At 64.6% G+C, this 12,367-nt stretch carries 12 protein-coding genes; 7 read left to right on the top strand and 5 right to left on the bottom strand.

The features are described 5' to 3' along the window. A complete protein-coding gene (locus WAQ08_RS12665) occupies nt 1-285 on the bottom strand; it encodes a zinc ribbon domain-containing protein (RefSeq protein ID WP_422191937.1) in 285 nt (94 codons plus the stop codon). A 291-nt stretch (nt 286-576) separates the two neighbouring features. On the opposite strand from WAQ08_RS12665, the gene WAQ08_RS12670 reads away from it, so the two are divergent. From WAQ08_RS12670 to yiaA, 4 genes are all read left to right on the top strand, one after another. Then, nucleotides 577-1,515 (top strand): cation diffusion facilitator family transporter, encoded by a 939-nt coding sequence (locus WAQ08_RS12670; protein ID WP_422191938.1) that lies wholly within the window; start codon nt 577-579, stop codon nt 1,513-1,515. 70 nt (nt 1,516-1,585) lie between these two features. Beyond that, nucleotides 1,586-2,062 (top strand): DUF6328 family protein, encoded by a 477-nt coding sequence (locus WAQ08_RS12675; RefSeq protein WP_422191939.1) that lies wholly within the window; start codon nt 1,586-1,588, stop codon nt 2,060-2,062. Between the two features lie 170 nt (nt 2,063-2,232). Next, nucleotides 2,233-4,098: a B12-binding domain-containing radical SAM protein gene (locus tag WAQ08_RS12680; protein WP_422191986.1), complete on the top strand. Its 1,866-nt coding sequence runs from the start codon at nt 2,233-2,235 to the stop codon at nt 4,096-4,098. 114 nt (nt 4,099-4,212) lie between these two features. Continuing rightward, nucleotides 4,213-4,653, top strand: coding sequence for an inner membrane protein YiaA (yiaA, locus tag WAQ08_RS12685; protein WP_422191940.1), 441 nt, complete (start codon nt 4,213-4,215; stop codon nt 4,651-4,653). Nucleotides 4,654-4,662: 9 nt separating this feature from the next. On the opposite strand, the gene WAQ08_RS12690 is transcribed toward yiaA, so the two are convergent. Both WAQ08_RS12690 and WAQ08_RS12695 read right to left on the bottom strand, forming a co-directional pair. Further along, nucleotides 4,663-5,334, bottom strand: coding sequence for a MarC family protein (locus WAQ08_RS12690; protein WP_422191941.1), 672 nt, complete (start codon nt 5,332-5,334; stop codon nt 4,663-4,665). Nucleotides 5,335-5,358: 24 nt separating this feature from the next. Beyond that, on the bottom strand, nt 5,359-6,399 hold the full coding sequence (locus WAQ08_RS12695) for a bile acid:sodium symporter family protein (protein ID WP_422191942.1): 1,041 nt from the start codon (nt 6,397-6,399) through the stop codon (nt 5,359-5,361). Between the two features lie 152 nt (nt 6,400-6,551). Between WAQ08_RS12695 and WAQ08_RS12700 the strand changes: the two genes are divergently transcribed. Further along, complete coding sequence (locus WAQ08_RS12700) at nt 6,552-7,349, top strand: AraC family transcriptional regulator (RefSeq protein WP_422191943.1); 798 nt, start codon at nt 6,552-6,554, stop codon at nt 7,347-7,349. A gap of 80 nt (nt 7,350-7,429) precedes the next feature. Here the strand turns inward: WAQ08_RS12700 and WAQ08_RS12705 are convergent, their stop codons facing one another. Together WAQ08_RS12705 and WAQ08_RS12710 are read right to left on the bottom strand one after the other, a co-directional pair. Beyond that, nucleotides 7,430-7,906: an FxDxF family PEP-CTERM protein gene (locus WAQ08_RS12705; protein ID WP_422191944.1), complete on the bottom strand. Its 477-nt coding sequence runs from the start codon at nt 7,904-7,906 to the stop codon at nt 7,430-7,432. Nucleotides 7,907-8,201: 295 nt separating this feature from the next. Next, entirely contained in the window at nt 8,202-10,067 is a 1,866-nt protein-coding gene (locus WAQ08_RS12710) for a phosphoenolpyruvate carboxykinase (GTP) (protein ID WP_422191945.1), read from the bottom strand. Nucleotides 10,068-10,448: 381 nt separating this feature from the next. Between WAQ08_RS12710 and WAQ08_RS12715 the strand changes: the two genes are divergently transcribed. Beyond that, nucleotides 10,449-11,177, top strand: a complete 729-nt coding sequence (locus WAQ08_RS12715; protein ID WP_422191946.1) for a molybdate ABC transporter permease subunit — start codon at nt 10,449-10,451, stop codon at nt 11,175-11,177. Further along, nucleotides 11,174-12,340: a molybdenum ABC transporter ATP-binding protein gene (locus tag WAQ08_RS12720; RefSeq protein ID WP_422191947.1), complete on the top strand. Its 1,167-nt coding sequence runs from the start codon at nt 11,174-11,176 to the stop codon at nt 12,338-12,340. Before WAQ08_RS12715 ends, WAQ08_RS12720 begins: the two co-directional genes overlap by 4 nt. Nucleotides 12,341-12,367 lie beyond the last annotated feature (27 nt).

Raw genomic sequence — 12,367 nt, forward strand, 5'->3', positions numbered from 1 at the left:
TCAGGGCCTGGAAGTTCCGCATTGACCACAGAACTTAGCATCCGGAGCCAAGATGGCTGAGCACTGCGGGCAGGCCGTAGAGACAACAAATGGTTTGCCACACTCGCTGCAATATCGGGAGTCCCCACTGTTGATCCGGCCACAACTCGTACACGCCCGCCCCGCCGAAGGCTGAGCAGTGGATGCCGGGCTAGGGCCATAGTATGTATCGCGCTCACCATGATGTCTGCGACCACCATGGCGATTACCATGGTGTCCGCCAAGCAACTTGTCAAGTAAACCCATTTCTTCTCCGATCCTCAATTGTTGAGCCAGTCATTGAGCAGTCTAGCGAGGCTACGTAGCCAAGCACCTGAGCGAGATGCTTGCATGCATCCATGCTCATGCACACGCATCTGCCCTGTCCCTCAAACCGTCACGAAACCTCTGACGCATTGAAAATACCAGAGATCCGTGAAAGAAGTGCAGCACCCGCATCAAAGTCGGAAAGACAGGACAGTTTTTTGCGCCCTTGGTCCGGTATCGCGCGAATTGGCTGCAGACTGCTGCTGCCCTCACCATTGAAGAGATGTTGATATGAGCACTTCTGATGATCGCGCGTTACAGACGCAAAGCAATGAACATCGCCTATGGATAGCTCTAGGATTGACTGCGTCCTTCATGGTCGCCGAAGTCGTCGCAGGCCTCTTGACGAATAGTCTAGCCCTTATATCCGATGCGGCCCACATGCTGACTGATGCTGCCGCGCTCGCGATCGCACTCGCTGCGGTGCAGATCGGGAAACGGCAGGCGGACGCATCGAGAACCTTCGGGTACTACCGCTTCGAGATCCTGGCAGCCACCTTCAATTGCTTGATGCTTTTCGGGGTCGCCGCCTACATCCTCATCGAGGCATACGGACGGTTCAAAAATCCACCTGAGGTGCAAAGCGGCGCCATGATGGTGGTCGCATGCCTAGGATTGGTGGTAAACCTGATCAGCATGAAGTTGCTCCAAAGCGGCAAGGATGCCAGCTTGAACGTCAAAGGAGCGTATCTTGAGGTCTGGAGCGACATGCTCGGATCGATTGGCGTGATTGTGGGTGCGCTGATTATCCGGTTTACTGGATGGACCATGGTCGATGCAATCATCGCCGTGCTGATCGGGCTTTGGGTTCTGCCTCGCACCTGGGTTCTCCTCCAAGAAAGCCTAAACATCCTGCTGGAAGGTGTTCCCAGTGGCATGAATGTCGCCGAAATCGGGGAAAACATCGCTGCCGTCCAGGGAGTTAAATCAGTACATGATCTGCACGTGTGGGCACTGACCAGTGGTAAACCGACACTGACCGCGCATGTGGTTTATGAAGCTGGCTGTTCTGCCGACGATATCCGCAACGACATCAATGTGACCCTCGCGAGAAGCTTCTCGATCTTTCACACGACGTTGCAGTTGGAGATCATCCCCTGTGATTTCGTGAAAAAAGCCGACGGCTTCTTTGCCGAGCCGAAAATCAAAGATAGCAATTCCGCAAGTTAACTTGCGCACGCATTTGTGTACCAAGGCAGGGACAGGCATTTTGATCCCAAGAAAATGGAGCGGAAAATCGATGTCGAAAATCGCCACAGTAAAAGCAAAGGATGAGAAATTTGCAGACGACGGAGACCTTGCGGACTTGCTCGGTGAGTTGCGAATTCTGCTTCCAACGGCGCAGCTTTTGTCCGCATTCCTTATAACAGTGCCATTCGCTCCTGGATTCACCGCTATTGCATACTCGGAGAAGTGGGTCTTCCTCGTCACCTTTGTACTGGCCATGACCAGCCTGGTGTTTCTGAGCGCACCAGCTGTTCAACATCGCTTGGCTCGGCCGTTGCTCAATAGACCAAAGTTCAAGCTCCTCGCGTCTCGGCAGATCATTTTGGGCGCTACAGCACTTGCGAGTGCGCTGGTGTCTGGCGCCCAGTTGGTCTTGTCGACCATTTTCGGACATGTCATCGGCACGGCAGCCGCACTATCAATAGCAGCAATCATCCTCGTACTATGGTGGTGGCTACCACGCAAATGGAAGAGGGCTGGGCAAATCTGACGCAAAGTACTACAGCCACCCGCTGCAAGAACCAGTAGGCTTTCAGTCCCAGCCCCCCTGTTGTGACCGTCCCCCGCTTCGTGCCCATCGCCACCGGCGCCAGCCCTGCCCCCGACACGGGCTTGCTGCGTGCCGGCCAGCACCTGCGCGTGCTCTCGCTCATCCCGCCGATGACGCAATTGAACACGCCCTACCCGTCCACGGCCTACCTCACGGGGTTCCTGCGTTCGCGCAGCGTGCCGGCGTTTCAGGAAGACCTGGCACTGGCACTGGTGCTGCGCCTGCTGTCACGCGAAGGCCTGGGCCAGTTGCTGGACAGCGCGCAGGCTGTACCCGAAAGCAAGCGCAGCGACACCCTGCACAGCTTCATCAGCGAGCATGCACGCTACCTGGCCACCATCGACCGCGTGATCGCCTTTTTGCAGGGCCGCGATTCGACGCTGGCCCACCGCATCAACACGCGCGGCTACCTGCCCGAAGGCCCGCGCTTCGCCACGCTCGACGCCTACCCGGATGACGAGAGCGGTGACCCGCTGGCCTGGGCCTTCGGCAGCCTAGGCCTGCAGGACCGCGCCCGCCACCTGGCCACGCTGTACCTCAACGACCTGGCCGACGTGCTGAGCCAGGCCGTGGACAACCGCTTCGAGTTCGTGCGCTACGCCGAGTCCATCGCCGCCAGCCAGCACAGCTTCGATCCGCTGGCCCAGGCCCTGGCCGCGCCACCCAACCTGATCGACCAGACCCTGGCCGATCTGACGCGCGACGCCGTTCTGCGCCACCAGCCCGACGTGGTGCTGCTGTCCGTGCCCTTTCCGGGCAGCGTGTACGCGGCGCTGCGCATCGGCCAGACGATCAAAGCGCAGTACCCACAGGTGCGCGTGGTGCTGGGCGGCGGCTTCGTCAACACCGAGCTGCGCGAGCTGACCGAGCCGCGCGTGTTCGACTTCGTCGATTTCGTGACGCTGGACGCCGGCGAGCGCCCGCTGCTGGCCTTGCTGGAGCATCTGGGCGGCCACCGCTCGCGCAGCGAACTGGTGCGCACCTTCGTGCGCGAAAGCGACGGCACCGTGCGCCTGGTGCAGCACACCGCCCCAGACGTGCCCTTCGAGCACGTGGGTACGCCCACCTGGGACGGCCTGCCGTTGCACGAGTACCTGTCGCTGCTGGACATGCTCAACCCCATGAACCGGCTGTGGTCCGACGGGCGCTGGAACAAGCTCACCGTGGCGCACGGCTGCTACTGGAAGAAGTGCAGCTTCTGCGACGTCAGCCTGGACTACATCTCGCGTTACGAGGCGGCCTCGGCCACCGTGCTGGCCGACCGCATCGAGGCCATCGTGAAAGAGACGGGCCAGACGGGCTTTCACTTCGTGGACGAGGCCGCGCCGCCCAAGGTGCTCAAGGCCCTGGCGCACGAGCTGATCCAGCGGCAGCTGGGCATTTCGTGGTGGGGCAATGTGCGCTTCGAAAAATCCTTCACGCCCGAGCTGTGCCAGTTGCTGGCCGACAGCGGCTGCATCGCGATCAGCGGCGGCCTGGAAGTAGCCAGCGACCGCCTGCTGAAGTTGATGAAGAAGGGCGTGTCGGTGGAGCAGGTCGCCCGGGTGACCCGCGCCTTCACCGACGCCGGCATCCTGGTACACGCCTACCTGATGTATGGCTTCCCGACGCAGACCACGCAGGACACGGTCGATGCGCTGGAGTACGTGCGCCAGCTGTTCGAGAACGGCTGCATCCAGTCGGGCTTCTTCCACCGCTTCGCGTGCACGGTGCACTCGCCGGTGGGGCAGGACCCGGATGCCTATGGCGTGACCCTGCAGCCCCTGCCCGATGGCGGCTTCGCGCGCAACGACGTGGCCTTCATCGACCCGACCGGCACGGACCACGACCGCCTGGGCCAGGCCCTGAAGAAGGCCATCTACAACTTCATGCACGGCATTGGCGTGGACAGCGATGTGCGCAGTTGGTTCGATGTGCGCGTGCCCAAGCCCACCGTCGGGCGCAACCGCATCGCGAAGGCCCTGGCGCAAAACTGAATCCCCCTCCAAAGGGGGCCAAGCCCGCCCGACAGGATCTTTAGAATGTGAGCAGTTCCGGCGCGTGCTTCCGCACGTTGACCGGAGCATCCGACAACTCTCAGGGATTCCTTCATGCCTCATCACACTCAGCGCCCAACTGGCGCGTTCATTGGCGCTTCCTGGACGGCCTTGCTCGCGGGCATGGGTGCCTACGGCGTCGGCCTGTGGAACGCGAGCATGGCGCTCAACGAGAAAGGCTATTACCTGGCCGTCATCCTGCTGGGCCTGTTCGCCGCCGTGTCATTGCAGAAGACCGTGCGAGACCGGCTAGAGGGGATCCGGGTGACGAACCTGTACTTTGGCTTGTGCTGGATGGCCGTGATCATTGCCATCATGCTGCTGGCCATCGGCTTGTGGAACGCGACCGGCCTGACCTTGAGCGAGAAGGGCTTCTACGCCATGGCTTTTCTGCTGGGCCTGTTCGGTGCCATCACGGTGCAGAAAAACGTCCGCGATGTGGCCTTGCTGGACGATGCGGCCCACGCCCCCATCAACGAGAGGCCAACCACTTAATCAGCGGCCTCACCCCGGGATGTGGTTCAACTCCGACCACCCCGCCCACATGATCTCGATGCCGATGCACAGCAGGATGAAGGCCATCAGCCGCATCATCACCAGCATGCCGACCTCGCCCAGCTTGTCCAGCAGGCGGGCCGAGTTGCGGAAGATCACGTAGAGCACGCCGGCCGTGAGCGCCGCGCCCGCCACCAGCACACCCGCTTCCATCACGTAGAGAAAGGGCGTGCGCGGGATCGACGCGCCCAGCGCGATCGCCGCCGAGATGGTGCCCGGCCCCGTGGTCAACGGGAAGGTGATCGGGAAGAAGCTGCGCCGCACGATCTCGGCGTCCGTCAGGTCAGAGGCCTTCTCGGCCACGGCGGTCATGGCCTCATCAGTGTCCTTGCGGTTGAGCATGCGCCAGCCCGTGGCCGCCACGATCAGCCCGCCGCCGATGCGCACGATGGGCAATGAGATGCCGAAGAACTCCAGCACGTAGTTGCCCACCAGCATGGACACCGTCATCACGTAGAAGCTGTTGAGCGCCACCTGGCGCGCCAGCCGCCGGGCCACGCTGCGGTTCTTGCCCACCGTGGCCACGAACACCGGCGCCGTGCTCAGCGGGTTGATGACCGGCAACAGCGTGAACGGGATCAGTAAGAAGGTCTTGACGTAGGGGACTATCAACTCCAGCAAGGCGATCTCCTGCAAGGGTGGGTATCAGGCGGCCTTGCCCTCGGGGGCGGCCACCTTGTCCCGCTCAGCATAGCGCTTGGCCATCACCGAGCACACGAAGAGTTGAAGCTGGTGGTAGAACATGATGGGCAGCACCAACACCCCCATCGATGGATTGCCGCTGAACAGCAGCTTGGCCATGGGCACGCCCGAGGCCAGCGTCTTCTTGGAGCCGCAGAACACCGCCACGATCTCGTCCTCGACCGGGAAGTTCAAGGCCTTGGCCACGCGCTTGGTCAGCCACAGCAGCGGGAACAGGAACAGGCACACGCCCACGGCCGCCATCGCCATCAGGCCCAGGCCATGCTTGCTCCACAGGCCGTCAGCCACCGAATCGCTGAACGAGCTCAGCACCAGCAGCAGGATCACGGCGCGGTCGACCTTGGTCGTCCAGGGCTTGATCTTCTGGAACCAGTGGCCCACCAGCGGGCGCAGCAGCTGGCCCAGCACGAAGGGCAGCAGCAGCATCTTGGCCACCTTGATCATGGTGTCGCCCACGTCCATGGCCTGGCCATCGGCCGCACTGCTGAACACGAGGCTCGCCAGCAGCGGCGTCAGCACCACGCCCAGCAGGGTCGACAAGGTGGCGTTGAGCACGGCCGCGGCCACGTTGCCACGCGCCATGGCCGTCATGGCCACCGATGAGGACACCGTGGACGGCAGCACCGCCAGGTAGAAGAAGCCCAGCAGCAGGTCGTGCGGGATGAAGCGGCCCACCAGCGCGTTGAGCAGCAGCCACCACAGCGGGAAGAGCGCGAAGGTGCTGATCTGCACCACCAGGTGCAGCTTCCAGCGCGAGGCGCCGTGCTTGAGGCTGTCGGTGCTCAGGCCCATGCCGTGCAGGAAGAAGATCAGGAAGATGCCGATGTCGCCGACCTTGTCCAGGTGCAGGGTACCGCCCGTGCGGCCCAGCTCCGGGGCGATGGAGGCCAGCACCACCGCACCCACCATGCCGATCAGGAACCAGTCGGCCGCGCCGCCCTGGTGCTTGCGGCCCGCCATGCGCGTGCCCGCCATCCGCTTCATCGGTTTCAACACCTTCACCACCTCGATCTCGTCAAGTCACAATGCAAGGCCGTGAGCCTAACGCGCGCACGGCCGCCCGCATCGCCCCGTTTGGACAGAGCATGCCGAGAAACGGACAAAACAAAGCGCAAAGCCCGCCCGCCACTCCCAAGGTGCGCCGCCAGCCCCGCCAGCGCACCCTGCCCGCGCTGAAGGATGGCCTGCCCCGCCCGGTGCTGGCCCGCGTGGAATCACTGCCCGCGGGCTCCTGGACGGACGAGCACAGCCACCCCTGGGCCCAGCTCTCTTACGCCGTGGAGGGCATGCTGCAGGTGCACACGGCCACCGGCCAGTTCATGGCCCCGCCCGAGCGCGCCATCTGGGTGCCAGCCAACCTGCCGCACGAGGTGCTCACCGCCGGCCCTGCCGAGATGCGCAGCCTCTACATCCGCGCCGAGGCGCTGGCGGGCTCACCCCTCGCCCAGGCGCAGGGCTGCCGCGTGCTGGACATCTCGATCCTGGCGCGCGAGCTGATCCTGGCGGTGTGCGCCCTGCCCTCTGATTACGACGAGCATGGCGCGCCGGGCCGCCTGGTGGCCGTGCTGCTGGACCAACTGGCCCAGTTGCCCACCGCCTCGCTGGACCTGCCCTTGCCCACCGACGCGCGCCTGTTGCGCCTGTGCGAGGCCCTGCAGGCCGATCCAGCCGACCGGCGCACCCTGGCCGAGTGGGGCCGCGAGATCGGCCTGACGGAGCGCTCCATGGTGCGCCTGTTCCAGCAGCAGACCGGGCTGTCGGTCGGCGCCTGGCGCCGCCGCCTGCGCCTGCTGGCCGCGCTGGGCCCCCTGGAGGCCGGCGCAAAGGTCTCCAGCGTGGCGGTGGGCTGCGGCTATGCCTCGGCCTCTGCCTTCATCTCGGCCTTCTGCGCCGAGTTCGGTGTGACCCCCACGCAGATGTTCACGCAGGGTTGAGCCCCCCAAAAAGCGGCGCCGCCAAAAGAAAAGCGAGCCCGAAGGCTCGCTTGACTTGGCAGGCGACAGATCGCTGACGATCAGACGCGACGGCGACGTGCAGCCACCAGGCCCACCACACCCAGACCAGCCAGGGTCAGAGCGATGGACGCGGGCTCAGGCACGGGGGCTGCGGCCAGTTGGTAGTTCACGGAGTACACGCCCGAGAAATTGGTCGTGCCACCCACGTGGAAGCTGTAGTTGGTGCCAGCAGCCAGCGTGTACACGCCATTGACGGCGGTCAGCAGGTTGCTGCCATCGTACAGCGCCAGGGTCAGGCCGGTGATGGGGTTCTGAACGAAGGGGAACAGCGTGAACGTCACAGCGTTCACCTGGCCGGTCGAGGCAGCAGCGATGTCAAAGTTGATGACATCAGCGAACGAACCCGTACCGGACACGCCGTAGGTCAGAGACTGGGGAGAACCGGAGACCAGAACACCGGCGTCATAGGTGGCGGCCATGGCCGAACCGGCGGTGGCCAGGGTGGCCACGGCCACCAGGTGCTTCACGAACTTCATGGGGGGCTCCCTTACATCAACTGCAACAACACACTGCGCGGTCCGGTATCAAACCGCTACTTCTTGAAAATCATTGTGCGGGTTTGCACGAGCCATGTCTCCCCCTGAAACGCCCTTGACCTCCTCGAATCGGCCCCCCGATTGAGGGGCCTGCAGCCCCCCACTCCAGCTTGCCGGACATTTCTCCCGCATTCCGGAAATACATGCCCAACGTGCCATGACAAACGGCCCCGAAGGGCCGTTAGGGGCCGGCGCCTGCGCACCGACATGTTCAAGCGCCTTGAGGCGCCAACGATCAAGCCGCCAGGCGCTGCTCGATCTTGGCCTTGGTGGCGGGCATCTCGGCCGGCAGGTGGTAGGCCAGTTGCTGGAACAGCTCGTCGTGCAGCTTCAGTTCTTGCTGCCAGGCGGCGGTGTCGATGCCGATCACCGACTGGAACTGGTCCTTGGTGAAGTTCAGGCCGTTCCAGTTGATGTCGTCGTACGTGGGGCTCAGGCCAAAGGCGTTGTCCACGCCCTTGGTGGTGCCGGTGATACGGCCCAGGATCCATTCCAGGACGCGCATGTTCTCACCGTAGCCGGGCCACACGAACTTGCCGTCGGCGCCCTTGCGGAACCAGTTCACGCAGAAGATCTTGGGCAGCTTGCTGCCTTCGGCGGCCAGCTTATTGCCCAGGTTCAGCCAGTGCTGGAAGTAGTCGCTCATGTTGTAGCCCATGAAGGGCAGCATGGCGAACGGGTCGCGGCGGACCACGCCTTGGGCGCCGAAGGCGGCGGCGGTGGTCTCGGAGCCCATCGTGGCGGCCATGTAGACGCCTTCGGTCCAGTCACGGGCCTCGGTCACCAGCGGCACGGTGGTCGAGCGGCGGCCACCGAAGATGAAGGCGTCGATCGCCACACCGGCGGGGTTGTCCCACTCGCTGTCCAGCGCGGGGTTATTGGTCGCGGCCACGGTGAAGCGGGCGTTCGGGTGGGCGGCCTTGGCGCCGGTTTCCTTGGCGATCTGGGGCGTCCAGTCCTTGCCTTGCCAGTCGATCAGGTGGGCCGGGGCGGTGTCGGTCATGCCTTCCCACCACACGTCGCCGTCGTCGGTCAGGGCCACGTTCGTGAAGATCACGTCGCGGTCCAGCGACTTCATGCAGTTCGGGTTGGTCAGCGTGTTGGTGCCGGGGGCCACGCCGAAGTAACCGGCTTCGGGGTTGATGGCGTACAGGCGGCCATCCTTGCCAGGCTTGACCCAGGCGATGTCGTCACCGATGGTGGTGACCGACCAGCCGTTGTAGCCGTTGGGCGGGATCAGCATGGCGAAGTTGGTCTTGCCGCAGGCGCTGGGGAAGGCAGCGGCCACGTGGAATTTTTCGCCTTGGGGGTTGGTCACGCCCAGCAGCAGCATGTGCTCGGCCAGCCAACCTTGGTCACGGCCCATGGTGGAGGCGATGCGCAGCGCGAAGCACTTCTTGCCCAGCAGCGCGTTGCCGCCGTAGCCAGAGCCATACGACCAGATCTCGCGGGTCGAGGGGTAGTGGACGATGTACTTGACGGTGGGGTTGCAGGGCCAGACGGAGTCCTTCTGGCCGGCTTCCAGCGGCGCACCCACGGTGTGCACGCAGGGCACGAACTCGCCATCGGTGCCCAGCACGTCGATCACGCCCTTGCCCATGCGGGTCATGAGCTTCATGTTGACGGCCACGTAGGCGCTGTCGGACAACTCGACGCCGATGTGGGCGATGTCCGAGCCCAGGGGGCCCATGCTGAAAGGCACCACGTACATGGTGCGGCCCTTCATGGCGCCCTTGAACAGGGCACCTTCGCCGCTTTGCAGCTTGGCGCGCATTTCAGCGGGCTCGCACCAGTTGTTGGTGGGGCCGGCATCTTCCTTGCGATCGGTACAGATGAAGGTGCGGTCTTCGACGCGGGCCACATCGGACGGGTCGGTCACGGCCAAGTAGCTGTTGGGGCGCAGCTCGGGGTTGAGCTTCTTGAAGCTGCCGGCGTTGACCAGCAGGTTGCACAGGCGGTCGTACTCGTCTTGCGAGCCATCGCACCAGACGATGTCCTTGGGTTGCACCAGGGCGGCGATCTCGGCCACCCAGGCAATCAGTTTCGCATTCTTGACATAGGCGGGGGCGTTCACCTGCGCCGCTTGTGCGGATGTGCTCATGGCATGTGCTCCAAATGGTTGATTCTCAAAGTCTCGGCAGCACAAAACCCATTGAAATCAATGGTTTGTGCGCTCTCGACACCTTGCTATGGACGCGCCTGGCAACAGGGGTTCAGGCATACAAGCCTTGTGCCAGCCATGAGGGCCATCTCTTGTGGAGTGCGCTCTCAGTTTTTCATCAAACATACATTTCGTCGGCTCCGGGGTCTCTGAACCGAGGCGGGGATTTTAGTTCAGTCCGCATTTTCAGGACGTCCCCCGCTTCAAGGGGTTGCCCTGACAGGACAAACACGGTGCCAACTAATTCACATGGTGCACTCCCGCACACCGAAGGCGCGTGCGGACCGCCACAATATGGCAAACGTTTTCAAGCCGCAGTGAATGACGTCCATTGAACTCGACGCGCTCGCCTTCAGCGCGCGCATTGCCTTTGTCACCGTACTGATCAGCTTCCCGCTGGCGATCCTGGCTGCCTCCTGGACAGGCCGCCGCGGCCTGAAGGGACGCTGGGTGCTCGATGCCCTGCTGCTGCTGCCTTTGGGCGTATCACCCGCCGTGATCGGCTGGGGCGTGGTGACCCTGCTGGGCCCCGAAGGGCCGGCCGGCGACTGGCTCTCCAAGGGCGAGGGCTGGCGTGCCGTGGCCGCGCCGCACGCCCTGGTGCTGGTGGCCTGCTGCCTGGTGCTGCCCTTGATGATCCGCACCATGCGCCCAGCCTTCGAGGCGGTCGATCTGCAGCAGATCCAGACCGCACGCACCCTGGGTGCTTCACGCTGGAGCGCCTGGTGGAGCGTCACGATGGCGCAGACCCTGCCCATGCTGGCCTCGGCCACGGCGCTGGGCTTTGCCGCGGCCTGGGGCGAATCGGGCGCCTCGGTGGTGCTGGCGGCCGCCCTGCAGTCGCGCTGGCCGGCCACGGCACCCGACACCGTCACCGTACCGCTGACCCTGCTCAGCGCCATGCAGACCGAGCGCGGCCAGGGCATCGCCCTGCGGCTGAGCATGGCCTCGCTGGGCGTCGCCCTGGCGGCGATGCTGCTGAGCGAATGGGCGCGACAGCGCTGGCGCCGCCGCGCGCTGCCGCTCGATGCCCGAGGGGTGAGCCGATGAGCCGGGGCACGCCGCCCCCCATCGCGCCGGCCCCGCTGGCGGTGGAGCTGCGCCTGCGCCGTGGCGGGCTGGATGTGCAGGCTCAGTTCCGCGTGGCGCCTGGGCATGTGTGCGCCCTGGTGGGCCGCCCCGGTTCAGGCAAGACCTCGCTGATGCAGTGCGCGGCGGGCCTGATCCCGGCGCAATCAGGCCGCGTGAGCGTGGGCACCGACGTGCTTTACGACAGCCCCACGGGCCTGGACAGGCCGCCCGAAGCCCGCCGCTTCGCCTGGGTGGACGGGCGCGGCCTGCTGTTCCCGCACATGAACGTGCGGCGCAACCTGGAATACGGCTACAAGCGCGCACCCGCACCGCGCCACCACATCGACTACGAAGCCGTGCTGGACTGGCTGGACCTCAAGTCCATCCTGGCCGTCTGGCCGCACCAATTGGCACCGGCCCAGCGCCAGCGCGTGGCCCTGGCGCGCGCGCTGCTGTCCATGCCCAATGCGCTCTTCCTGCGCGACCCGCTGGGGCAGGTGCCCGCGCACGAGCAGCCTGCCCTGCTGGAGTTGCTGGGAGAGATGCGCTCGCGCTTTCGCCTGCCGACGGTGTTCATGAGCCCGCGCATCGACGAGGTGATCCGCCTGGCCGATGACGTGGTGATCCTGCATGAAGGCCGCGTGGCCAGCGCCGGCCCGTTGGCGCGGGTGCTGTCCGATGTGTCGCTGTCCACCTTCCTGGAGGGCGTGCACGCGGGCTCGGTGCTGGAGGGGCGCGTCAGCCACCACGACATCGAATGGCTGTTGACCGAGGTGGACGTGGCGGGCCAGCGCATCACGGTGCCGGCCATGCTGCAGGCCGAAGGCAAGCGCGTGCGGCTCAAGATCCGCGCCCGCGACATCAACATCCACCGCGAGCCCGTGCAGGACACCAGCATCAGCAACCAGTTGCGCGGGCGCATCACCCAGGTCATGCTGGCTGGCAACAATGGCGCGTACGGTGCCGTGGCGGTGGAACTGCACCGCCTGCTGGACCTGCACGATGCCCATCCGGCGCCAGCCGAGGCCGTGGTGTGGAGCCTGCTGACCCGCCGCGCGATCGAGCAGATGGGGCTGGGCCCGGGGCAGGACTGCCACGTGAGCTTCAAGGCCATGGCCGTGACGGTGGCGCCGCGCACCTGAGGCCCGACGCTCCACGCAAGCAGCAAG

Source organism: Aquabacterium sp. (assembly GCF_049274795.1).
Lineage (GTDB): Bacteria > Pseudomonadota > Gammaproteobacteria > Burkholderiales > Burkholderiaceae_C > Aquabacterium.

Excerpts from the sequence above, each read along its gene's own strand:
- WAQ08_RS12665 (WP_422191937.1), bottom strand. The coding sequence starts at position 285 with ATGGGTTTACTTGACAAGTTGCTTGGCGGACACCATGGTAATCGCCAT.
- WAQ08_RS12670 (WP_422191938.1), top strand. The coding sequence starts at position 577 with ATGAGCACTTCTGATGATCGCGCGTTACAGACGCAAAGCAATGAACAT.
- WAQ08_RS12675 (WP_422191939.1), top strand. The coding sequence starts at position 1,586 with ATGTCGAAAATCGCCACAGTAAAAGCAAAGGATGAGAAATTTGCAGAC.
- WAQ08_RS12680 (WP_422191986.1), top strand. The coding sequence starts at position 2,233 with ATGACGCAATTGAACACGCCCTACCCGTCCACGGCCTACCTCACGGGG.
- yiaA (WP_422191940.1), top strand. The coding sequence starts at position 4,213 with ATGCCTCATCACACTCAGCGCCCAACTGGCGCGTTCATTGGCGCTTCC.
- WAQ08_RS12695 (WP_422191942.1), bottom strand. The coding sequence starts at position 6,399 with ATGAAGCGGATGGCGGGCACGCGCATGGCGGGCCGCAAGCACCAGGGC.
- WAQ08_RS12705 (WP_422191944.1), bottom strand. The coding sequence starts at position 7,906 with ATGAAGTTCGTGAAGCACCTGGTGGCCGTGGCCACCCTGGCCACCGCC.
- WAQ08_RS12710 (WP_422191945.1), bottom strand. The coding sequence starts at position 10,067 with ATGAGCACATCCGCACAAGCGGCGCAGGTGAACGCCCCCGCCTATGTC.
- WAQ08_RS12715 (WP_422191946.1), top strand. The coding sequence starts at position 10,449 with ATGACGTCCATTGAACTCGACGCGCTCGCCTTCAGCGCGCGCATTGCC.
- WAQ08_RS12720 (WP_422191947.1), top strand. The coding sequence starts at position 11,174 with ATGAGCCGGGGCACGCCGCCCCCCATCGCGCCGGCCCCGCTGGCGGTG.